Source organism: Burkholderia sp. KL41 (genome assembly GCF_057005415.2).
Map to the genome: position 1 here is coordinate 567806 of NZ_CM174446.1, position 23577 is coordinate 591382.

Annotated in this window: 16 protein-coding genes, 2 tRNA genes and 3 rRNA genes; 12 read left to right on the forward strand and 9 right to left on the reverse strand. The window is 61.6% G+C overall.

Features of this window, described 5'->3' with window-relative positions; genetic code table 11:
* Positions 1–127 precede the first annotated feature (127 nt).
* A complete protein-coding gene (locus PQB87_RS02770) occupies positions 128–892 on the reverse strand; it encodes a phosphoglycolate phosphatase (protein ID WP_060060611.1) in 765 nt (254 codons plus the stop codon).
* A 4-nt stretch (positions 893–896) separates the two neighbouring features.
* The gene (rpe, locus tag PQB87_RS02775) at positions 897–1583 is read right to left on the reverse strand and encodes a ribulose-phosphate 3-epimerase (protein ID WP_006482066.1); all 687 of its coding nucleotides are present in this window, start codon (positions 1581–1583) and stop codon (positions 897–899) included.
* A gap of 178 nt (positions 1584–1761) precedes the next feature.
* Here rpe and apaG point away from each other — a divergent pair, with 178 nt between their 5' ends.
* Positions 1762–2136: a Co2+/Mg2+ efflux facilitator ApaG/CorD gene (gene apaG, locus PQB87_RS02780; RefSeq protein ID WP_011350820.1), complete on the forward strand. Its 375-nt coding sequence runs from the start codon at positions 1762–1764 to the stop codon at positions 2134–2136.
* Positions 2137–2150: 14 nt separating this feature from the next.
* On the opposite strand, the gene PQB87_RS02785 is transcribed toward apaG, so the two are convergent.
* A complete protein-coding gene (locus tag PQB87_RS02785) occupies positions 2151–2297 on the reverse strand; it encodes a hypothetical protein (protein WP_027788468.1) in 147 nt (48 codons plus the stop codon).
* Positions 2298–2325: 28 nt separating this feature from the next.
* On the opposite strand from PQB87_RS02785, the gene mltA reads away from it, so the two are divergent.
* Positions 2326–3450 (forward strand): MltA domain-containing protein, encoded by a 1125-nt coding sequence (mltA, locus tag PQB87_RS02790; protein WP_063806836.1) that lies wholly within the window; start codon positions 2326–2328, stop codon positions 3448–3450.
* 260 nt (positions 3451–3710) lie between these two features.
* Here mltA and paaK read toward each other — a convergent pair whose 3' ends face one another.
* The 5 genes from paaK to paaN form a co-directional block, all read right to left on the reverse strand.
* Positions 3711–5009 (reverse strand): phenylacetate--CoA ligase PaaK, encoded by a 1299-nt coding sequence (paaK, locus tag PQB87_RS02795; RefSeq protein ID WP_059498650.1) that lies wholly within the window; start codon positions 5007–5009, stop codon positions 3711–3713.
* 38 nt (positions 5010–5047) lie between these two features.
* Positions 5048–5500 carry a hydroxyphenylacetyl-CoA thioesterase PaaI gene (paaI, locus tag PQB87_RS02800; RefSeq protein ID WP_048026362.1) on the reverse strand — a complete coding sequence of 151 codons (453 nt, stop codon included), beginning with the start codon at positions 5498–5500 and terminating at the stop codon, positions 5048–5050.
* Position 5501: 1 nt separating this feature from the next.
* Complete coding sequence (gene paaG, locus PQB87_RS02805) at positions 5502–6293, reverse strand: 2-(1,2-epoxy-1,2-dihydrophenyl)acetyl-CoA isomerase PaaG (protein WP_060060615.1); 792 nt, start codon at positions 6291–6293, stop codon at positions 5502–5504.
* A 45-nt stretch (positions 6294–6338) separates the two neighbouring features.
* Positions 6339–7541: a 3-oxoadipyl-CoA thiolase gene (pcaF, locus tag PQB87_RS02810; RefSeq protein WP_489242537.1), complete on the reverse strand. Its 1203-nt coding sequence runs from the start codon at positions 7539–7541 to the stop codon at positions 6339–6341.
* Between the two features lie 87 nt (positions 7542–7628).
* Positions 7629–9335, reverse strand: a complete 1707-nt coding sequence (paaN, locus tag PQB87_RS02815; RefSeq protein ID WP_111943144.1) for a phenylacetic acid degradation protein PaaN — start codon at positions 9333–9335, stop codon at positions 7629–7631.
* Positions 9336–9464: 129 nt separating this feature from the next.
* On the opposite strand from paaN, the gene PQB87_RS02820 reads away from it, so the two are divergent.
* From PQB87_RS02820 to PQB87_RS02855, 8 genes are all read left to right on the forward strand, one after another.
* A complete protein-coding gene (locus PQB87_RS02820) occupies positions 9465–10241 on the forward strand; it encodes an enoyl-CoA hydratase (protein WP_059688475.1) in 777 nt (258 codons plus the stop codon).
* A gap of 566 nt (positions 10242–10807) precedes the next feature.
* A 16S ribosomal RNA gene (locus tag PQB87_RS02825) occupies positions 10808–12340 on the forward strand.
* A 63-nt stretch (positions 12341–12403) separates the two neighbouring features.
* Positions 12404–12480: transfer RNA gene (locus PQB87_RS02830), tRNA-Ile, on the forward strand.
* 87 nt (positions 12481–12567) lie between these two features.
* A tRNA-Ala gene (locus PQB87_RS02835) sits at positions 12568–12643 on the forward strand.
* Between the two features lie 287 nt (positions 12644–12930).
* A 23S ribosomal RNA gene (locus PQB87_RS02840) occupies positions 12931–15811 on the forward strand.
* A gap of 155 nt (positions 15812–15966) precedes the next feature.
* A 5S ribosomal RNA gene (rrf, locus tag PQB87_RS02845) occupies positions 15967–16079 on the forward strand.
* The 16S, 23S and 5S rRNA genes sit together here with 2 tRNA genes alongside, the layout of an rRNA operon.
* 444 nt (positions 16080–16523) lie before the next feature.
* A complete protein-coding gene (locus tag PQB87_RS02850; RefSeq protein WP_489242538.1) occupies positions 16524–18599 on the forward strand; it encodes a molybdopterin-containing oxidoreductase family protein in 2076 nt (691 codons plus the stop codon).
* A 136-nt stretch (positions 18600–18735) separates the two neighbouring features.
* Positions 18736–20409, forward strand: coding sequence for a long-chain fatty acid--CoA ligase (locus tag PQB87_RS02855; protein WP_489242539.1), 1674 nt, complete (start codon positions 18736–18738; stop codon positions 20407–20409).
* Between the two features lie 279 nt (positions 20410–20688).
* Here PQB87_RS02855 and PQB87_RS02860 read toward each other — a convergent pair whose 3' ends face one another.
* Positions 20689–21840, reverse strand: a complete 1152-nt coding sequence (locus tag PQB87_RS02860; RefSeq protein ID WP_027788458.1) for a porin — start codon at positions 21838–21840, stop codon at positions 20689–20691.
* A 276-nt stretch (positions 21841–22116) separates the two neighbouring features.
* On the opposite strand from PQB87_RS02860, the gene coq7 reads away from it, so the two are divergent.
* Both coq7 and mraZ read left to right on the forward strand, forming a co-directional pair.
* Positions 22117–22743, forward strand: a complete 627-nt coding sequence (gene coq7 / locus PQB87_RS02865) for a 2-polyprenyl-3-methyl-6-methoxy-1,4-benzoquinone monooxygenase (protein ID WP_027788457.1) — start codon at positions 22117–22119, stop codon at positions 22741–22743.
* Positions 22744–23129: 386 nt separating this feature from the next.
* On the forward strand, positions 23130–23558 hold the full coding sequence (gene mraZ, locus PQB87_RS02870) for a division/cell wall cluster transcriptional repressor MraZ (RefSeq protein WP_006487094.1): 429 nt from the start codon (positions 23130–23132) through the stop codon (positions 23556–23558).
* Positions 23559–23577: the final 19 nt, after the last annotated feature.

The following is a 23577-nucleotide window of genomic DNA, read 5'->3' on the forward strand; positions in this document are numbered from 1 at the left end:
CTGAAGACGTGCTTCAGCGTACCTCATCGAAGAGGTTAGCGCGACCAGCGACGCCAGGGCCAGGCTCCCCGGTCGATGCTGCTCAGACTCCGTTTTTTATTCAGAAACATGCAGATGGAAGAAATAATCAGATGGTTGGCCGGCCGGTGTTGTGCGCGGTAATTGCGCGAGCTGCGACCAGCAACGAATCGACTATACCATCCGAATTTATCGTTTGTATAGCTTTGCCGTGGTTGTAGCCGTACGGCACAGTCAGCGTCGCCATCCCGGCCGCGCGGCCGGCCAGCGCATCGTTTTCCGAGTCGCCGATCGCGACTGCCGCATCCGGAGCGACGCCGAGCGCGCTGCAGGCCGTCAGCATCGGCAGCGGATCGGGCTTCTTGCGCGCGACGCTGTCGCCGCCGAGCACGACGCCGAAGCAATCGGCCAGCCCGTATTGCTCGAGCAGTTCGACGGCGAAGCGATGCGGCTTGTTCGTCACGCATGCGAGCCGGATGCCGGCCGCACGCAACGCGTCGAGGCCGGCGGCTACGTCCGGATAAAGGCGCGTGTGGCGGCCGTTGATCTTCGCGTATTCGGTCTGGTAGATCGCCAGTGCATCGTCGAAGCGCGCGTGCGCTTCGTCGGCCGGGAAGCGCGGTTTCAGCACGCTCTGGATCAGGTGTTCGGAGCCCTTGCCGACGTAGCCGATCACCTCGTCACGCGACGTGGCCGGCGCGCCGAGCTGCGCGAGCATCCCGTTCAGGCCGGCCGTGAAATCGTCGGCCGTGTCGACCATCGTGCCGTCGAGATCGATCAGCGCCGCGTCGATGCGCGGCGCGGCGAAGCGGATCGGGGCGGCTTCGGTTGCGGCCCCGGCCGGCGCATGGCCGGCGAGCGACGAATCGGCCACGGCGTCAGCTCCGCTCGACGGTAGCGAGCGCGGCGCGCATCTCGTCGATCACCTTGCGGTAGTCGGGCTTGCCGAAGATCGCCGAACCCGCGACGAAGGTGTCGGCCCCGGCCGCCGCGATTTCCGCGATGTTGTCGGCTTTTACGCCGCCGTCGACTTCGAGCAGGATCTCGCGGCCGGTGCGCTCGGTGTACGCGTCGATGCGTGCGCGTGCTTCGCGCAGCTTGTTCAGCGTTTCCGGGATGAACGACTGGCCGCCGAAGCCCGGGTTGACCGACATCAGCAGCACGAAGTCGAGGCGATCCATCACGTGATCGAGGTAGTTCAGCGGCGTCGCCGGATTGAACACGAGACCGGCCTTGCAGCCGTGGTCACGGATCAGCGACAGCGTGCGGTCGATGTGGTCGGAGCCTTCCGGGTGGAAGCTGATCAGGTTGGCACCGGCCTTCGCAAAATCGGGCACGATCCGGTCGACCGGGCGCACCATCAGGTGCACGTCGATCGGCACCTGCACGTGCGGGCGGATCGCTTCACACACGAGCGGGCCGATCGTCAGGTTCGGCACATAATGGTTGTCCATCACGTCGAAGTGGATCCAGTCGGCGCCGGCAGCGACGACGTTGCGGACTTCTTCGCCGAGCCGTGCGAAATCGGCCGACAGGATGCTGGGAGCGATACGGAATTGGGTCATGGCAGGGGAGCGGGGACGTTGCGGCGCAAAACCGTCATTCTACCGTCCGGCGACCCGGTGCGCGGCGGCGGGCCGTGCGGCCGAGGCCCGATTGCGCATAGAATGCCGAACCAATGCGGCGCGCCCGCGGCCCCGTTGCCCATGCCGGCACGGACAGTCACCTTCCACCGGAAACATCATGAGTCAGTATCAGTTCACCGTTTCGGTGAAAACCAGCTACTTGCCGGAACAATCCGACCCCGATCGCCGTCAATACGCATTCGCGTACACGCTGACGATCCGCAACACGGGACAAGTCGCGGCGCAGCTGATCGCGCGTCACTGGATCATCACGGACAGCGAGAACCACGTGCAGGAAGTGAAGGGGCTCGGCGTCGTCGGGCACCAGCCGCTGCTGCAGCCGGGCGAGCACTTCGAATACACGAGCTGGGCCGTGATCGCGACGCCGGTCGGCACGATGCGGGGCGCGTACTTCTGCGTGGCGGAAGACGGCGAGCGTTTCGAGGCGCCGGTCGACGAGTTCGCACTCCACATGCCGCGCACGCTGCATTGAGCGTGCGAAGCGCGTCAGCGCGGCTGGCGGTCGTTGTTGCCGCGGGCGTGCTTCTTTCTGCCCGACGACGTCCACACGACGATGAAGATCAGCAGGGCAAGCGCTACGAAGGCTTCGAGCGCAAAGATGAGCATCGGATATTGGTCGAGAAAATCTGACATGGCGGTTTCCATCAAGAACGGACATTGTATGTGGTTTGGGCCCCGGTTGGCCGGGTGGGCGGCAGCGGTCGCGGCGGCGGCGCTGCTTGCGGCGTGCGGCGGCACGCCGACGCGGACTTCGTCGCTGAAGCCGCCGGCCGGCGCGGCGATCGTGCCGGGGCAGGTCGCCGCGAAGCGACTCACGCCGGTCGCGTGGCAGCAGGTGCCGGGTTGGCAGGATGATTCGCTGATCGGCGCGACGGCCGCGTTGCGGCAGAACTGTGTGCGGCTCGCACGCCAGCCGGCCTGGCAGCGTGCGTGTGCGGCTGCCGACCGGCTCGACGAGCTTGACGTCAGCAGTGCGCGGGCATTCTTCGAAACGTATTTCACGCCGTTCCAGTTCGCGAACACCGACGGTACGCTCGACGGGCTGGTGACCGGCTATTACGAGCCGCTGCTGCATGGTTCGCGCGTGCGTCGTGGCCCGTATCAGTACGCGCTGTACCGCTGGCCGGCCGGCTATCGCGCGGGCGCCGCGCTGCCGGCACGGGCGCAGCTCGAACGCGCCGGCATCCTGAACGGCAACGAACTCGTGTGGGTCGACGACCCGATCGAGGCGTTCTTCCTGCAGGTGCAGGGCTCGGGGCGCGTGTTGCTCGACGACGGTTCGGTGATGCGGGTCGGCTTCGGCGGCACCAACAACCAGCCGTACCGTTCGATCGGCAAGTGGCTGCTCGATCGCGGCGAACTGACACCCGCCCAGGCGACGATGCAGGGCATCAAGGCGTGGGCGAAGGCGAACCCGAATCGCGTCGACGCGTTGCTCGACACGAACCCGCGGTTCGTGTTCTTCCGCGACATGCCGACCAAGGAGGATGCGCCGCACGGCGGCGCGGACGGCCCGATCGGCGCGCTCGGCGTGCCGCTGACGCCGGAACGCTCGATCGCGGTCGACCCGTCGTCGATCCCGCTCGGCACGCCGGTGTTCCTGCAGACCACGCGCCCGCTGACGAATACGCCGATGAACCGGCTCGTGTTCGCGCAGGATACGGGCTCCGCGATCAAGGGCGGCGTGCGGGCCGACTATTTCTGGGGGCTCGGCGACGACGCAGGCGATCAGGCCGGGCGGATGAAGCAGGTCGGCCGGATGTGGCTGCTGTTCCCGAACTCGTGACTTGAGGCGGCCCGGGTTGTCCGGGCCGCCGCTGCCGATGCATCGGATGGTGCATTCGTGGGCGCGATGGAGTGTGTGGGGCGTGTCGTGCCGATCGCGAGGGCGCCACGCGCGGCGTCAGTTTTCGTGACGCGCCTTTCGCCTCGACGGGTGCCCCAGAGGCGGCCCGGAATGAAACAGCCCGATCGGCGTTGGCCGATCGGGCTGTTTCATTTGCAGCCGCAGATTCACCGCACGTCATGCACGCGCAGTGATTGCCGTCAGCCCTTGCGCTTGTCGACGACGCGTCGCGCCTTGCCGACCGAACGCTCGATCCCGTTCACGGGCAGCACGTTGATTACGGCCGTCACGCCGATCAGCGACTTGATGTCGTGTGCGAGCGCCTGTTTGGCCGCATGAATCGCCGCCGTATCGGGCGCAGTCTCCGGACAGGGCTCGACATTGAGCGTCAGCACGTCGAGCGGGCCTTCCTTCGTCAGTACGATCTGATAGTGCGGTGCGAGCGCGCGCTGCTTGAGCAACTGCTCCTCGATTTGCGTCGGGAACACGTTGACACCGCGCACGATCATCATGTCGTCCGAACGCCCCGTGATCTTCTCCATCCGGCGCATCGTGCGGGCAGTGCCAGGCAGCAGCCGCGTGAGGTCGCGGGTCCGGTAGCGGACGATCGGCAGTGCCTCCTTCGTCAGCGACGTGAACACGAGCTCGCCGAGTTCGCCATCCGGAAGCACTTCGCCGGTTTCAGGGTCGATGATTTCCGGATAGAAGTGGTCTTCCCAGATGGTCGGGCCGTCCTTGGTCTCGACGCATTCGGACGCGACGCCGGGGCCCATCACTTCGGAAAGCCCGTAGATGTCGACCGCGTCGATGCCCATCCGCTGCTCGATCGCGACGCGCATGTCGTTGGTCCACGGTTCCGCGCCGAAGATGCCGATGCGCAGCGAACTCTGCACGGGATCGAGACCCTGGCGCTCGATTTCATCGGCGATCGACAGCATGTAGCTCGGCGTCACCATGATGATGTCGGGCCGGAAATCCTGGATCAGCTGCACCTGCTTTTCGGTCTGGCCGCCGCCGAACGGGATCACGGTCAGCCCTGCGCGTTCGGCGCCATAGTGCGCACCGAGTCCGCCAGTGAACAGGCCGTAGCCGTAGCTCACGTGCACCTTGTCGCCGCGGCGCGCACCGGCGGCGCGGATCGAGCGTGCGACGAGATTCGCCCATGTGTCGATGTCGCCGGCCGTATAGCCGACGACCGTCGGCTTGCCGGTCGTGCCCGACGACGCATGAATGCGCGAGATCTGGTCCTGCGGCACCGCGAACATCCCGAACGGGTAACTGTCGCGCAGGTCGCTCTTCGTCGTGAACGGGAAGCGCGACAGGTCGGCGAGCGTCTTCAGGTCGTCCGGATGGACGCCCGCGTCGTCGAACTTGCGACGATAGACGGGAGAGTGGTCATACGCATGCCGGAGCGACCACTTGAGGCGTTCGAGCTGCAGCGCGGTCAGCTCGTCGCGTGAGGCGGTCTCGATCGGCTCGAGCGGTAGCGGGGTAGTCATGCATGTCTCCAGTGTTTGTTATGTGCGAGCCGTCGACGTCAGCGGTCTTCCGGGATGACCGTACCCTTGATCTGGGCGGATTTGCCGCGAAACATCGCGACGGTTTCTCCGGCCTGGTTCGTGACGCGGATGTCGTAGATCCCTTGGCGGCCGGCGCGTGCCTGCTCGATCGCCTCGGCCGTCAGCACGTCGTCGCCGTGCACGGGGCGCAGGAATTCGATCGAGCAGCCGGCCGCGACTGCGTTCACGTTGTACGAGTTGCATGCGAACGCGAACGTCGAATCGGCCAGCGTGAAGATGATCCCGCCATGGCAGGTCTGATGTCCGTTCAGGAATTCGGGCCGCACGCGCATTTGCAGGCGCGCGTAGCCGGCGCGTACTTCGGCGATTTCCATCCCGAACGCGCGGCTGCATGCGTCGGCGTCGTACATGGCTCGCGCGGCGGCACGGGCGAGCGAGTCGGGGTCGAGCGTGGCAGTGGCGTCCGTCATGTCAACGCCCCTCGAAGCGCGGTGCGCGCTTCTCGATGAACGCCTTCACGCCTTCCGCATAGTCGTACGACTGACCGAGCTTGCGCTGCAGGTCGCGTTCCTGGTCGAGTTGCTGGTCGAGCGTGTTCGTGACGCTGTCGCGCATCGATTGCTTGATCGATGCGATCGCGAGCGTCGGCTGCTGCGCAAGCTGGGTGGCGAGCTGGCGGACTGACGCAACGAGGGTGTCGTCGTCGACCGCGCGCCAGATCAAGCCCCATTGCTCGGCCTGTTCGGCGCCGAGTTTGTCGCCGGTCAGCGCGAGCCCCAGCGCGCGTGCCATGCCGACGCGTTGCGGCAGGAACCATGTGCCACCCGAATCGGGTACGAGCCCGATCTTGACGAAGGCCTGGATGAAACTGCTCGAGCGGGCGGCGAACACGAGATCGCACGCGAGCGCGAGGTTCGCGCCGGCGCCGGCTGCGGTGCCGTTGACGGCGGCGATGACCGGAATCGGCAGACGCTGCAGGCGGCGGATCAGCGGATTGAAGTGCTCGTCGATCAGCGCGCCGAGGTCGGTGGACGCGCCCGGCGTGAAGTCGAGATCGGCCAGGTCCTGGCCCGCGCAGAAGCCGCGCCCCGCGCCAGTCAGGATCAGCGCGCGCGCACCGGCCGCTTCGACATCATCGAGGGCCGACTGCAGTTCGCGATGCATCGCCCGCGTAAAGCTGTTCAACTTGTCGGGGCGGTTGAGGGTAATCGTGGCCACGTTCGAGGCGCGATCGATATCCAGCTGAATCGCCTGATAGGACATGCAGTGTCTCCTTCATGACTTCGTTATAGGCGCGCGGTGCGTGGGTTACACGCGTTCGAGCGCGAGCGCGATACCCTGGCCGACGCCGATGCACATCGTACAGAGCGCAAAGCGGCCGCCCGTACGCTCGAGTTGGTGGAGCGCGGTAGTCACGAGACGCGCGCCCGATGCGCCGAGCGGATGGCCCAGTGCGATTGCGCCGCCGTTCGGGTTCACGCGCGGATCGTCGTCGGCGACGCCGAGCATGCGCAGCACCGCCAGACCTTGCGACGCAAACGCCTCGTTCAGCTCGATCACGTCGAACTGGTCGATGGTCATGCCGAGCTGGCGCAGCAGTTTCTGCGTGGCCGGTGCGGGCCCGATGCCCATCACGCGCGGCGCGACGCCGGCCGTCGCCATTCCGACGACCCGTGCGCGGCGGCGCAGGCCGTACTGGTCCGCTGCCTGTGCATTGGCGAGCAGCAGTGCGCACGCACCGTCGTTGACGCCCGATGCGTTGCCGGCCGTTACCGAACCGTCCGGGCGCACGACGCCTTTCAGCTTCGCGAGCGCTTCGAGCGACGTTTCGCGCGGATGCTCGTCGCGCGACACGACCACCGGATCGCCTTTCTTCTGCTGAATCGTGACCGCGACGATTTCCTCGGCGAGCGTGCCGTCCTGCTGCGCACGCGCGGCCTTCTGCTGGCTGCGCAGCGCGAACAGATCCTGGTCGGCACGGCTGACGTTGTAGTCGACCGCGACGTTCTCGGCCGTCTCCGGCATCGAATCGACGCCGTACAGCTGTTTCATCAACGGATTGACGAAGCGCCAGCCGATCGTCGTGTCGTAGATGTCGGCCTGGCGCGCGAATGCGCTCGCGGCCTTGCCCATCACGAACGGCGCGCGCGTCATGCTCTCGACGCCGCCCGCGATCATCAGGCGCGCCTCCCCGGCCTTGATCGCGCGCGCAGCAGTGCCGACCGCGTCCATCCCGGAGCCGCACAGGCGGTTCAGCGTCGTGCCGGGCACGTCGGTCGGCAGCCCCGCGAGCAGCGCCGACATCCGGGCGACGTTGCGGTTGTCCTCACCGCCCTGGTTCGCGCAGCCGTAGATCACGTCGTCGATCGCCGTCCAGTCGACGTCGCGGTTGCGCTCCACGAGCGCCTTGAGCGGTACCGCACCGAGGTCGTCGGCGCGGACATCTTTCAGGGCGCCGCCGTAGCGGCCGATGGGGGTGCGAATCGCGTCGCAGATATAGGCGTCTGTCATGGGCGTATCGATGAGCAACGAACCCGCCGGGTAGCGGATTCGTTCATGGTAGAGAACGTGGCGGCGTTTGCACGTCGACCATTCGGGTTATGCAGGTTGACCGGCTTCCGCGGGTGCCGCTTTCGGCGCAACATGGACGCGGCTTTGCACGACGCGGAACCGGTTGGCGACGAATGCCGGATCCGCCAGCGCCGCGTTGGCTGCCGGGTTCGCGCCCGTGCCGTGGAAATCCGAGAACGCTGCCGACTGGTTCACGAACACGCCGCCGGTCAGGTTGATCGACAGCGCGACGCCGCCGCGCACCGCCGCGTCGTGTGCGGCGTCGACGATAGCTTCGTCGGTACTGTAGACGGAGAGCGTCAGCGCGCCATGTTCTGCCGCGATTTCACCGGCGAGATCGAGCGACTGCGCGGTCGAGTCGGTTGCGATCACGAACGAGATCGGGCCGAACCACTCCTGCGTGAATTTCTCGCGATCGGCCACGTCGAGTTGCAGCACGAGCGGTGTGCGCACGCGGGCATCGGGGAACGCGGGGTGCTGGAGGGTCAGGCTGTCGGCGAGCACGCGGCCGAGCTGGCGGGCGTCGTCGATGCGTGCGGTCACGCCTTCGTTCTGGATCGCGCCGATCAGTTCGACCGAGCGGGCCGGATCGCCGGTGAGTTTTTGTACTGCAACGGCGATTGCCTGTGCGACTTCGTCGAAGCTCGCATGGCCGTCCGCCGTCCGGATGCCGTCGCGCGGCACGTAGATGTTCTGAGGTGCCGTGCACATCTGGCCGGAGTACAGCGCCAGCGAGAACGCGATGTTCTTGGCGGTGGCCTTCAGGTCGTCGGTCGAGTCGATCACGATCTGGTTGACGCCTGCCTTCTCCGTGTAGACCTGTGCCTGGTGGGCATGGCGCTCGAGCCACGTGCCGTTTTGCGTGCTGCCGGTGAAGTCGATCAGCTTGATCTCGGGGCGCAGCGCGAGATGCTGAACGAGTGCGCCGTCGTTGGGTTCGGTCGCGAGGAGCGTGACGACGTTCGGGTCGAAGCCGGCTTCGCGCAGCACGTCGCGAGCGATCCGGACCGTGATCGCGAGAGGCAGGATCGCGCCCGGATGCGGTTTGACGATCACGGTGTTGCCGGTGGCCAGATCGGCGAACAATCCCGGGTAGCCGTTCCAGGTCGGGAACGTGCAGCAGCCGAGTACGAGGCCGGTGCCGCGCGGGACGATCGTGTAGCGCTTGTGCATCGCGAGCGGCGGGTTCTTGCCTTGCGGCTTCTCCCAGTGCGCGTCGGCCGGAATGCGGCGCAGTTCGTCCCACGCATAGGCAACGGCCTCGAGCGCGCGATCCTGCGCGTGCGGGCCGCCGGCCTGGAATGCCATCATGAATGCCTGCCCCGTGGTGTGCATCACGCTGTAGGCGATCTCGAAGCTCGCACGATTCAGGCGCGCGAGGATTTCGAGGCTGACGCCGATCCAGGCGCTCGGGCCGGCCTCACGCCATGAACGCTGCGCGGCGGCAGCGGCGGCGATCAGTTCGTCGGGCGTCGACTTCGGATACCGGATGCCCAGTGCGATGCCGTAGGGCGACCGTTCCGCGCCGACGGTTTCTCCGGACGCCGGCTGGTCGAGCGCGAACGTCTTGTCGAGGTAGGACTTGAACGCGGCCTCGCCATCTGCGTTCGCGCTTTCCCCGTACACTTTGGGGCTCGGCATTTCGGCGAACGGGCTCCAGTACCCGCGGCTCTCGATGGCGGCGAGTGCGTGCTTCAGCGTGTCTTCGTGCTTCGTGAACAGTGCATGGGTCATGGCGGCAGCCTGATGGACGATGAGAGGGGTTGAATCGATTAATTAACCGACCGGTTGGTCGGAGAATGGTAGCATCAAACTATTCGCATGTGCGAGGCGTTTCTCATTTCATTGATCGAGGAGAAATAGATGGCTTACGAGAACATCCTGGTGGAGACCCGGGGGCGTGTCGGGCTGGTCACGCTGAACCGTCCGAAGGCGCTGAATGCGCTGAACGATGCGCTGATGGATGAACTGGGTGATGCGCTGAAGGCGTTCGATGCGGACGATGGCATCGGCGCGATCGTCGTGACCGGGAGCGAGAAGGCGTTCGCGGCTGGCGCGGACATCGGCATGATGGCGACCTATTCCTATATGGATGTCTACCGGGGCGACTACATCACGCGTAACTGGGAGACGGTTCGCGAAATCCGCAAGCCGATCATTGCGGCGGTGTCGGGCTTTGCGCTGGGCGGTGGCTGCGAGCTGGCCATGATGTGCGACATCATCTTCGCAGCGGACACGGCCAAGTTCGGTCAGCCGGAAATCAAGCTGGGCGTCATGCCGGGGGCGGGCGGTACGCAGCGTCTGCCGCGCGCGGTGTCGAAGGCGAAGGCGATGGACATGTGTCTGACGGCCCGCTTCATGGATGCAGCCGAAGCGGAGCGTGCGGGGCTCGTATCGCGTGTGCTGCCGGCCGACACGCTGCTCGACGAGGCGATTGCCGCCGCGGCGACGATCGCCGAGTTTTCGCTGCCGGCGGTCATGATGGTCAAGGAGTCGGTGAACCGTGCGTACGAGACGACGCTGGCCGAGGGCGTTCACTTCGAGCGCCGGCTGTTCCATTCGCTGTTCGCGACCGAAGACCAGAAGGAGGGGATGGCAGCATTCGTTGAAAAGCGGAAGCCGGTGTTCAAGCACCGCTGATTGAGCTGCCCGAGGTTGGTGGCCGGTGCTTGGTTGGTATCGGTCGTCGTTGTAATAACCCGGCCCACTGAGCCCCCAGCCCCCGTGCGCGCCAGCGCACGGGGGCTTTTCAAAATATTTTCACAAAGGGCTTGCGTAGATGGGGGCCGGTGCTTAGAATCACGCCTCTTTCGCGCTAACGGAAACGCGGCGCGGAAGGGGGAAGCAAAGCTGGTGGTGTGCTGCAGTGTCGGGTGCGCGGCTGGCTTGGAAGTTGAACCCCGCAGTCGCAACGATGCAGTGTAAAAAGTTGTTGACGAGCTGCGAAACACGGTTCATAATCTCGCTTCTCTGCTGCTGAAAACGCAGCGCTGCTGAGAAACACGAAGTTCCTCGCAGATTGCTCTTTAAAAATTAACAGCCGATAAGTGTGGGCGCTTGATGGAAGCGAGCTGATCCTCGGATCAGATAGCGAAAGTATCAAGAGTCTCACACTAAAGTAAGTCAGGTTTATGAAGCAATTCATATTCCTGTCAGCTTTGAGTGAGCGACCGGTTCTTAACCGAACCGAAAACAGTAACAGGTTTAAACTGAAGAGTTTGATCCTGGCTCAGATTGAACGCTGGCGGCATGCCTTACACATGCAAGTCGAACGGCAGCACGGGTGCTTGCACCTGGTGGCGAGTGGCGAACGGGTGAGTAATACATCGGAACATGTCCTGTAGTGGGGGATAGCCCGGCGAAAGCCGGATTAATACCGCATACGATCTACGGATGAAAGCGGGGGACCTTCGGGCCTCGCGCTATAGGGTTGGCCGATGGCTGATTAGCTAGTTGGTGGGGTAAAGGCCTACCAAGGCGACGATCAGTAGCTGGTCTGAGAGGACGACCAGCCACACTGGGACTGAGACACGGCCCAGACTCCTACGGGAGGCAGCAGTGGGGAATTTTGGACAATGGGCGAAAGCCTGATCCAGCAATGCCGCGTGTGTGAAGAAGGCCTTCGGGTTGTAAAGCACTTTTGTCCGGAAAGAAATCCTTGGCTCTAATACAGTCGGGGGATGACGGTACCGGAAGAATAAGCACCGGCTAACTACGTGCCAGCAGCCGCGGTAATACGTAGGGTGCAAGCGTTAATCGGAATTACTGGGCGTAAAGCGTGCGCAGGCGGTTTGCTAAGACCGATGTGAAATCCCCGGGCTCAACCTGGGAACTGCATTGGTGACTGGCAGGCTAGAGTATGGCAGAGGGGGGTAGAATTCCACGTGTAGCAGTGAAATGCGTAGAGATGTGGAGGAATACCGATGGCGAAGGCAGCCCCCTGGGCCAATACTGACGCTCATGCACGAAAGCGTGGGGAGCAAACAGGATTAGATACCCTGGTAGTCCACGCCCTAAACGATGTCAACTAGTTGTTGGGGATTCATTTCCTTAGTAACGTAGCTAACGCGTGAAGTTGACCGCCTGGGGAGTACGGTCGCAAGATTAAAACTCAAAGGAATTGACGGGGACCCGCACAAGCGGTGGATGATGTGGATTAATTCGATGCAACGCGAAAAACCTTACCTACCCTTGACATGGTCGGAATCCTGCTGAGAGGTGGGAGTGCTCGAAAGAGAACCGGCGCACAGGTGCTGCATGGCTGTCGTCAGCTCGTGTCGTGAGATGTTGGGTTAAGTCCCGCAACGAGCGCAACCCTTGTCCTTAGTTGCTACGCAAGAGCACTCTAAGGAGACTGCCGGTGACAAACCGGAGGAAGGTGGGGATGACGTCAAGTCCTCATGGCCCTTATGGGTAGGGCTTCACACGTCATACAATGGTCGGAACAGAGGGTTGCCAACCCGCGAGGGGGAGCTAATCCCAGAAAACCGATCGTAGTCCGGATTGCACTCTGCAACTCGAGTGCATGAAGCTGGAATCGCTAGTAATCGCGGATCAGCATGCCGCGGTGAATACGTTCCCGGGTCTTGTACACACCGCCCGTCACACCATGGGAGTGGGTTTTACCAGAAGTGGCTAGTCTAACCGCAAGGAGGACGGTCACCACGGTAGGATTCATGACTGGGGTGAAGTCGTAACAAGGTAGCCGTATCGGAAGGTGCGGCTGGATCACCTCCTTTCCAGAGCTATCTCGCGAAGTTGAGCGCTCACGCTTATCGGCTGTAAATTAAAGACAGACTCAGGGGTCTGTAGCTCAGTCGGTTAGAGCACCGTCTTGATAAGGCGGGGGTCGTTGGTTCGAATCCAACCAGACCCACCATTGTCTGACGTGTCGGTGATCGTTAGCGCTTTAGCGCTTACGAGTACCCCAAGCCGACAGGCTTACACCTGAGGATATTCTGTACATGGGGGCATAGCTCAGCTGGGAGAGCACCTGCTTTGCAAGCAGGGGGTCGTCGGTTCGATCCCGTCTGCCTCCACCAATCACCAACGCTAAGTGCTTGGTTCATACGATGAACCGAGAATTTTGCATTGGCGATTGAGCCAGTCAGAGCGGTACGAAAGTATCGGCTGTCGTTCTTTAACAATCTGGAAGAAGTAAGTAATTTGGATAGCGGAAGCGTCTTGAGATGGACGTGGAAACTATCCGGGTTGTGATTGTATCGATGTATCTCAAGATGATTCGAACTCTATGTTTGACTCAATTGGAATACGGCACAACGCGAGAACTCAACCTGTAGCGACTGTCGACGAGACAGACTCGTTATAGGGTCAAGCGAACAAGTGCATGTGGTGGATGCCTTGGCGATCACAGGCGATGAAGGACGCGGTAGCCTGCGAAAAGCTACGGGGAGCTGGCAAACAAGCTTTGATCCGTAGATGTCCGAATGGGGAAACCCACTCCTTTTGGAGTATCCATGGCTGAATACATAGGCCATGCGAAGCGAACGCGGTGAACTGAAACATCTAAGTAACCGCAGGAAAAGAAATCAACCGAGATTCCCAAAGTAGTGGCGAGCGAAATGGGATGAGCCTTGCACTCTTTATTTGTATTGTTAGCCGAACGCTCTGGAAAGTGCGGCCATAGCAGGTGATAGCCCTGTAGGCGAAAACAGTATGAAAGAACTAGGTGTGCGACAAGTAGGGCGGGACACGTGAAATCCTGTCTGAAGATGGGGGGACCATCCTCCAAGGCTAAATACTCGTGATCGACCGATAGTGAACCAGTACCGTGAGGGAAAGGCGAAAAGAACCCCGGGAGGGGAGTGAAATAGATCCTGAAACCGCATGCATACAAACAGTCGGAGCCTCGTAAGGGGTGACGGCGTACCTTTTGTATAATGGGTCAGCGACTTACGTTCAGTAGCAAGCTTAACCGTATAGGGCAGGCGTAGCGAAAGCGAGTCCGAATAGGGCGTTCAGTTGCTGGGCGTAGACCCGAAACCAGGTGATCTATCCATGGCCAGGATGAAGGTGCGGTAACACGTACTGGAGGTCCGAACCCACTAACGTTGAAAAGTTAGGGGATGAGCTGTGGATAGGGGTGAAAGGCTAAACAAACCTGGAAATAGCTGGTTCTCTCCGAAAACTATTTAGGTAGTGCCTCGTGTCTCACCTTCGGGGGTAGAGCACTGTCATGGTTGGGGGGTCTATTGCAGATTACCCCGCCATAGCAAACTCCGAATACCGAAGAGTGCAATCACGGGAGACAGACATCGGGTGCTAACGTCCGGTGTCAAGAGGGAAACAACCCAGACCGCCAGCTAAGGTCCCCAAATATAGCTAAGTGGGAAACGAAGTGGGAAGGCTAAAACAGTCAGGAGGTTGGCTTAGAAGCAGCCACCCTTTAAAGAAAGCGTAATAGCTCACTGATCGAGTCGTCCTGCGCGGAAGATGTAACGGGGCTAAGCTATATACCGAAGCTGCGGATGCGTGCTTGCACGCATGGTAGGAGAGCGTTCCGTAAGCCTGCGAAGGTGCCTTGTAAAGGGTGCTGGAGGTATCGGAAGTGCGAATGCTGACATGAGTAGCGATAAAGGGGGTGAAAGGCCCCCTCGCCGTAAGCCCAAGGTTTCCTACGCAACGTTCATCGGCGTAGGGTGAGTCGGCCCCTAAGGCGAGGCAGAAATGCGTAGCTGATGGGAAGCAGGTCAATATTCCTGCACCATTGTTAGATGCGATGGGGGGACGGATCGCGGAAGGTTGTCCGGGTGTTGGAAGTCCCGGTCGCTGCATTGGAGAAGGCACTTAGGCAAATCCGGGTGCGCAATTCAAGGGTGTGGCGCGAGCTCCTTAGGGAGCGAAGCAATTGGAAGTGGTTCCAAGAAAAGCCTCTAAGCTTCAGTCTAACGATGACCGTACCGCAAACCGACACAGGTGGGCGAGATGAGTATTCTAAGGCGCTTGAGAGAACTCGGGAGAAGGAACTCGGCAAATTGGTACCGTAACTTCGGGATAAGGTACGCCCTTGTAGCTTGACTGGCCTGCGCCAGGAGGGTGAAGGGGTTGCAATAAACTGGTGGCTGCGACTGTTTAATAAAAACACAGCACTCTGCAAACACGAAAGTGGACGTATAGGGTGTGACGCCTGCCCGGTGCCGGAAGATTAAATGATGGGGTGCAAGCTCTTGATTGAAGTCCCGGTAAACGGCGGCCGTAACTATAACGGTCCTAAGGTAGCGAAATTCCTTGTCGGGTAAGTTCCGACCTGCACGAATGGCGTAACGATGGCCACACTGTCTCCTCCCGAGACTCAGCGAAGTTGAAGTGTTTGTGATGATGCAATCTACCCGCGGCTAGACGGAAAGACCCCATGAACCTTTACTGTAGCTTTGCATTGGACTTTGAACCGATCTGTGTAGGATAGGTGGGAGGCTATGAAACCGGAACGCTAGTTTCGGTGGAGCCGTCCTTGAAATACCACCCTGGTTTGTTTGAGGTTCTAACCTTGGCCCGTGATCCGGGTCGGGGACAGTGCATGGTAGGCAGTTTGACTGGGGCGGTCTCCTCCCAAAGCGTAACGGAGGAGTACGAAGGTACGCTAGGTACGGTCGGAAATCGTGCTGATAGTGCAATGGCATAAGCGTGCTTAACTGCGAGACCGACAAGTCGAGCAGGTGCGAAAGCAGGTCATAGTGATCCGGTGGTTCTGTATGGAAGGGCCATCGCTCAACGGATAAAAGGTACTCTGGGGATAACAGGCTGATACCGCCCAAGAGTTCATATCGACGGCGGTGTTTGGCACCTCGATGTCGGCTCATCTCATCCTGGGGCTGTAGCCGGTCCCAAGGGTATGGCTGTTCGCCATTTAAAGAGGTACGTGAGCTGGGTTTAAAACGTCGTGAGACAGTTTGGTCCCTATCTGCCGTGGGCGTTGGATATTTGAAGGGGGCTGCTCCTAGTACGAGAGGACCGGAGTGGACGAACCTCTGGTGTACCGGTTGTCACGCCAGTGGCATCGCCGGGTAGCTATGTTCGGAAGAGATAACCGCTGAAAGCATCTAAGCGGGAAACTCGCCTTAAGATGAGATATCCCTGGGGACTAGATCCCCTTGAAGGGTCGTTCGAGACCAGGACGTTGATAGGTCAGGTGTGTAAGCGCAGTAATGCGTTCAGCTAACTGATACTAATTGCCCGTAAGGCTTGATCCTATAACAAGTCTGCCTTGTAGATCGGCGCCGTGCGACAGCACCGGCCGCAGGATCCAGAGCGACAAGTTGGATTCTCGTGTGTGATACACACAACCTAAATTACTGCTTCTTCCAAGATTGGTTGTGCTGCGAAGCCAGCACAACAACCCTCTTTGCCTGATGACCATAGCGAGTCGGTCCCACCCCTTCCCATCCCGAACAGGACCGTGAAACGACTCTACGCCGATGATAGTGCGGATTCCCGTGTGAAAGTAGGTAATCGTCAGGCTCCCTAAGCCAGAAACCCCCGCCCGAAAGGCGGGGGTTTTTGCATTGGCACGACGGAAATGCGCGAGTGATCGGGATCGGTGGCCTGGCCGGAACTTTCACATTACTCCTCCAAGGTGCCCCGATCGCAACGCCCGGTTTTTCGAAATGACCGGGATCATTCGCGATCCCCTGATCTATTGATCGTATCTCCGATCAAAACCCCAACTCCCTCCTCTCCGTGTACCGGTTAGCGACGTCGTGCACGTTCTGCCTTCCGTCGTCGACAACGCATATCGGACGGGCCATACAGGCCTCCCCCGCAGATGACGCGTGGTGCAACCGAAACTACCCTGGCTTCCTCCAATCGCTTTTTGGTCAGATAACCCAGAATCCGAACGAAATGAACGCTTTATTCGGCGCGTCCACGTAAAATTTGCGAACCCCCATCTATGCACTCAAAACGATGAACGCCGCGATTCAGGTAACCCGGGCCGTTTGCCCGCACGATTGTCCGGACACGTGTGCAATGCGTGTGACCGTCGAGAACGGCAAGGCGATCAAGGTCACGGGCGATCCCGATCATCCGCCGACACAAGGCGTGTTGTGCACGAAAGTCAGCCGATACGCCGATCGTGTTCATCATCCCGATCGCCTCACCGTTCCGCTCAAGCGCATCGGCGCCAAAGGGGAAGGGCATTTCGTACCGATCAGCTGGGACGAGGCGTTCGACGAGATCGGCCGTCGTCTCGGTGAAATTGCGGCGCGCGCCCCGGAAGCGATCGTGCCGTACAGCTATGCGGGGACGATGGGGCTCGTGCAAGGGGAGGGCATCGCCCAGCGGTTCTTCCACAAACTGGGCGCCTCACGGCTCGAGCGCGCGATCTGCGCGGCGGCCGGTGCTGCGGGGTTACGGTACACATATGGTGGCAGTCTCGGTATGCATCTCGAGCATTTCGAGGAAAGCGAACTGATTCTGATATGGGGAGCGAACCCGATCGCGTCGAGTCTGCACTTCTGGACGCGAGCGCAGGAAGCGAAGCGCCGAGGCGCCCGTCTTGTCGCCATCGATCCGTATCGTTCGCTGACAGCGGAGAAGTGTCATCAGCATATTGCGTTGAAACCGGGCACCGATGGCGCGTTCGCACTCGGCATGATGCACGTGCTGATTACCGAAGACCTGCTCGATCACGACTACATCGCCAGCCATACGCTCGGTTTCGACGCACTCAAGGAACGGGCGATGTCCTATCCGCCGGATCGTGTCGCGCAGATCTGCGGCATCGACGCGTCGGAGTTGATCGATCTTGCGCGTCGTTACGGCGCTACCCGGAAGGCATCGATCCGCCTGAACTACGGCATGCAGCGCGTCCGCGGCGGTGGCAACGCGGTACGGGCGATCGCAAGCCTGCCGGCGCTGACGGGTGCATGGCGCGATCGGGCCGGTGGGCTGTTGCTCTCTTCGTCGGAATCCGCGCCGGTCAACCAGGCTGCGCTGCTGCGTCCGGACTTGATGCCGGGCTGGCCGCACAAGCTGCCGCGCATCATCAACATGAACGCGATCGGCGACGCGCTGTTGCACCCGGGCGATGCCACCTTCGGACCGAAGGTCGAAGCGGTGATCGTGTACAACTCGAATCCGGTGGCGGTCGCGCCTGATTCCTCGAAAGTGGCAGCGGGGTTCGCACGTGACGACCTGTTCACGGTTGTTCTTGAGCATTTCAAGACAGATACCGTCGATTTTGCCGACATTGTGCTGCCGGCAACCACGCAACTCGAGCATCTGGACATCCACAAATCGTACGGCCACACCTACGTGATGGCGAACCTGCCGTCGATTCCTCAGGTGGGAGACGCGCGGCCGAATACGGAGATCTTCCGCGGGATCGCGCGCAGCATGGGGCTGGACGAGCCCGCGCTCTATCACAGCGACGAAGAGGTCGCGCGTGCGGCCCTCCGCTGGGACGATCCGGCACTCGACAGCGACTGGGACACGCTGAAGCGCGACGGCTGGCTGAAACTCAAGCTGCCGGAGGCGCCGTTCGCGAACGGCGGTTTTCGTACCCCATCCGGCAAGTGTGAGTTCTACAGCCCGCGGCTCGAGCAGATGGGCGTGGACCCAGTGCCCGACTACCTGCCGCCATTCGAATCGGCCGAGGCGGCACCCGAGCTCGCCGCGCGCTATCCGCTCGCGATGATTTCGCCGCCGGCCCGTCACTTCCTGAACAGCACGTTCGTGAACGTCGACAGCCTGCGTCATACCGAAGGCGAGCCGCATCTCGACATTCACCCGTCGGATGCCGATGCACGGGGCATCGCGGAGGGCGATCTCGTTCGCATCTTCAACGACCGCGGATCGATGCAGGCGCTCGCGAGAATTACCGATCGCGCACGTGCAGGGCTCGTCGTCGGGCTGTCGATCTGGTGGAAGAAGCTATCGCCGGACGGCAGGAACGCGAACGAGGTGACGAGCCAGGCGCTCACCGATCTCGGCAATTCGGCGACGTTCTACGATTGCCTTGTGGAAGTAGAACGCATTTGACCGAATATCACCGTATCATCCGACGAATCTCCACGGAAGTTCGAAGTGGACATCTAACCCTGTTGTATCGGGACGGGCGAGCCGTTACGATGCGTTTTAGCACGATCATTCGAAAATCCGTGAGGAGACGCGCAGTATGAACAAAATTTGGCTGAAATCGTACCCACCCGGCGTTCCAGCCGAAATTGACGCGTCTCCTTATCCCTCTGTTCCAGACCTGCTCGACGAAAGCTTTCGCCAGTACCGCGACCGCACGGCGTTCGTCTGCATGGGCAAGGGCATCACGTACGGCGAACTCGACAAGCTGTCGCGCCAGTTCGGCGCCTGGCTGCAATCGCGCGGTCTTGCGCGCGGGGCGCGCGTTGCGATCATGATGCCGAACGTGCTGCAGTATCCGGTGGCGATCGCCGCAGTACTGCGCGCGGGCTACGCCGTCGTCAACGTCAATCCGCTCTATACGCCACGCGAGCTCGAACATCAGCTGAAGGACAGCGGCGCGGAGGCGATTGTCATCCTCGAGAACTTCGCGTCGACGCTGCAGGCTGTCATTGCGAATACGAGCGTCAAGCACATCGTCGTCGCGTCGATGGGCGATCTGCTGGGCATCAAGGGATGGCTCGTCAACTACGTCGTGCGCAACGTGAAGAAGATGGTGCCGGCCTGGCAACTGCCATCGTTCACGCGCTTCAAGGCCGCGCTTTCGGAAGGCGCGCGGCAGGCATTCAAGGCGCAGAAGATCGGCCCCGATGACGTCGCGTTCCTGCAATACACGGGCGGGACGACCGGCGTGGCGAAGGGGGCGACGCTGCTGCACCGGAACATCGTGTCGAACGTGCTGCAGGCCGGCGCCTGGCACCATCCGGCTCACGAGAAGTTCCCGGAGGTGAAACAGTTCGTGACCGTTGTCGCGCTGCCGCTGTATCACGTGTTCGCGCTGACCGTCTGCGGATTCCTGACGATGCGTACCGGGGGCATGGGCATCCTGATCCCGAACCCGCGCGACATCGCCGGCATGATCAAGGAGCTGAAGGGCTACCAGATCTCGACGATCCCGGCGGTCAACACGCTGTATAACGCACTGCTGAACCACCCCGAATTCAATCAGCTCGACCTGTCGAAGCTCGTGATCGCCAACGGCGGCGGCATGGCGATCCAGGAAGGCGTCGCGAAACGCTGGTATGAAAAGACCCATACGGCGATCATCGAAGGATACGGGCTGTCCGAAACGTCGCCGGTCGCGACCTGCAACCCGGTGACGGCGACCGAATACAGCGGGACGATCGGCCTGCCGCTGCCGTCGACCGAAGTGGCGATTCGCGACGATGCCGGCAACGACGTCGCGCTCGGCGAACCCGGCGAGATTTGCATCCGCGGGCCGCAGGTGATGGTCGGCTACTGGAACCGGCCGGACGAGACCGCGAAGGTCATGTTCGCGGACGGCTTCTTCAAGACGGGCGACGTCGGCGTGATGGATGCGCGCGGTTACGTGAAGATCGTCGACCGGAAGAAGGACATGATTCTCGTATCGGGCTTCAACGTGTACCCGAACGAAGTCGAGGACGTGGTGGCGTCGCATCCGGGCGTGTTCGAGGTGGCGGCGGTCGGCGTGCCCGACGAGCATTCCGGCGAAGCCGTGAAGCTGTTCATCGTGAAGAAGGACCCGGCGCTCACCGACAAGGACATCCTCGCCTACTGCAAGGAACGCCTCACTGGCTACAAGCGGCCGAAGCTGGTCGAGTTCCGTACGGAGCTGCCGAAAACGAACGTCGGCAAGATCCTGCGGCGCGAATTGCGCGACGGACGCGCGTAACGTCGCGGTCGATCGAAGGGAAAGGCCCGGCACATGCCGGGCTTTTTTGTTTGCAGTGCGGCCCCGAGGAGGTTTGTCTCCGAACGAGGCTGCCTCCGGAATGGGCTTGCGGCGGCGGCCGTGCGTTTCGATGGCTGCAGAGGCAGGCGGCATGACCCCCACGACGAGCGCGCAACGCCCGGCGCGATTCGCCGCACTCCGGCTTTGCCGTTCTGCACCGCAAAAGAAAAAGGCGCCCGGAGGCGCCTTCAATATGCTGCGGCTTGTCAGGCAAGCTGATTAGAACTTGTGACGGATGCCGACGCGTGCCGCGACCTGGTTGCTGGTGCTCGAACCGGCGAGACCGTTGATCGATGCGGTTGCCTTGATCACGTCGCCGTTCGCGTCGAGCACGTTGCCCGATGCGTGCTGGTACACGCCGATCGCGTAGACGTCGGTGCGCTTCGACAGGAAGTAGTCGACGCCCAGCGAGCCCTGGTGGTACTTGGCTGCCGAGTTGCCGTCGATCTTGCTGCCTTGCGTGTAGTCGTACGCCGCGCCGAGAATCAGCGCCGGGGTCAACTGATACTTGAAGTTGATTTCGCCGTTGTTGAACGTCGCGGTCTGGTTCACGAACGGGCCTGCCGAGAAGCCCTTGAACTTCGTGTTCGAGTACGTCGCGCCGATCGTTGCTGCGCCGAACGTGTATGCGCCGCCTGCACCGATGACCTGGTACGTGTTCGCGTTGTTCGCGTACGCGCCGTAGATCGGCGACGAGACCGACGAAGACGCGGAACCGTTGTTGAACATGCCGCCGAACTGGTTCGGCGTACGTGCGTTCAAGTAACCGACGCCCAAGACCAGCGGGCCGTTGTTGTAGCCTGCGCCGAGCGACCAGACCTGGTTCTTCGAGAACTGGCCTGCCTGACCGCCAAAGCTGTACAGGCCGCCGAACGAGAAGCCGCCGTAGGTCTGGCTCGTGAACTTGACCGCGTTGTTCACGCGATAGGCGTTGTTGAAGTTGTCGAGGTCGCCCGGGTGAGCGGCGATGTAGCCGCCCCACTGGTCGCCTGCCTCGAGCGGGCCGACGAAGTCGACGACGGAGTCGTATTGACGACCCAGCGTGACCGTACCGTACTGGCTCGACAGGCCGACGTAAGCCTGACGACCGAACATCAGGCCGCCCTGACCGAGCTTGCCGCTGTTCACGTCGAAACCATTTTCGAGGGTGAAGATCGCCTTCAGGCCGCCACCGAGGTCTTCGGTGCCGCGCAGGCCGAAGCGGCTGCCTTGCATCACACCGCTGGCCATGCTGTACAGGTGCTTGCCGCCCGCATTGTTGTTGAAGAGCAGGCCTTCATCGATGATGCCGTAAAGCGTCACGCTGCTTTGCGCATGGGCAGCGCCAGCGAACGCGCCCAGCGCGACGAGCGCGAGAAGCGACTTTTTCATTAACGGATCTCCAAAAATCACTGAATTTTTCTGGCGGGGCGGATAGTTATGTTCTGTTGACGGGCCCCATCAACTTCGCAAGAAGTCGCACGTAATGTAGCAAAACCGGTTTTTGCCACAAAGCGAAATGCCGCAGCTCAAGGCCGCCATGTTTCCTTTATGCAACAATGGTTAAAATCACGGGTTAACCGCAATTTCCGCTGAATAATCAAGTCGGTTACGCAGCGGACTCGTGCCCTTGCCGCTCGCGGCGGCACATGCAGCCAGGAGAACAGGATGGTGTTTGATGAACTGATCAGCGAATTCGATCGCGGCCTGCGGTCGCTGACGGGCATTAGCCGGATGAGCCGGCCGGTGCCCGCGCCGGCCGAGGCGCCCGCCGTCGAATTGACGCCCGCGGAGCGTACGCATGCCGCCGGGCTGATGCGCGTGAACCACGTCGGCGAGGTCTGCGCTCAGGCGCTGTACCAGGCGCAGAAGCTCACCGCGCGCACCGCATCCGCGAAGGCGATGTTCGAGGAAGCCGCGCGCGAGGAGGAGGATCACCTCGCGTGGACCGCGCACCGCCTGAAAGAGCTCGACTCGCGCCCGAGCCTGTTGAACCCGCTCTGGTATGCGGGTTCGCTCGCGATCGGCGTGGCGGCTGGCGCGCTCGGCGACAAGGTCAGTCTCGGCTTCATGGCCGAGACCGAACGGCAGGTCGAGAGCCATCTCGAAGGCCATATGTCGGAGTTGCCGGCGGCCGATACCGCGTCGCGCGCGATCGTCGACCAGATGCGTATCGACGAGGTGAAGCACGGCAAGGCCGCCGCCGACGCAGGCGGGATCGAACTGCCGCTGCCCGCGCGAATGCTGATGCGCGCCGCGTCGAAAGTCATGACGAGCACTGCGTACTATCTGTAAGATTCGCACCGGGGCGATGCGTGACGTCGCCCCGGTTCCCCGCCGCTGATACCGCCCGTTTATTCCTCGTTTTCCCGCCCCCGAAAGCCCCGTCCGCACACCCGTCTGGCCCGTCTTTCTCACGTATCACCTTCACAAGTTGCACTAGCTCATTCATTTATAACGGTTTTTGGAATGAGGGGGCGCATGAGCATGTGCGCGTAAGTCCTTGTTCTAACTAACAAAATTCGTCAAAAAAGCGGGCCGCTCCCTTGACCGTGCCACACCCTTCCTCTAAAGTGGGAGACAGTGTGAGAAAGTGTATTTTTGTGTGATTTGGCGGGCTATTCCGGCTAAATTCTCAGCATTGAGCGGGTGCTTCGGTGCCCTGAACGGGAGAGCGGAAAGTGTTCCAAGGGGCGTCGGCGCTGACGCTCGATGCGAAAGGGCGGATGTCGGTGCCGGCTCGCTATCGCGAAGCGCTGCAAGGACAGGCAGAAGGACGGGTGACTGTGACCAAGCACCCGGACGGCTGCCTGTTGCTGTTTCCGCGTCCCGAATGGGAAGTATTCCGCGCCAAGATCGCCGCGCTGCCGATGGACGCGCACTGGTGGCGGCGCATTTTTCTCGGCAATGCGATGGATGTCGATCTCGACAGCGCCGGCCGGATTCTTGTATCGCCCGAGCTGCGCATGGCAGCTGGACTGGAAAAGGAAGTCATGTTGTTGGGAATGGGTAGTCACTTCGAGCTGTGGGATTCGCAGACCTACAACGCGAAGGAGCAGGCGGCGATGGCGCAGGGCATGCCCGACGCGCTGAAGAATTTCACGTTCTGATTGCGGTGACGGAGACGCC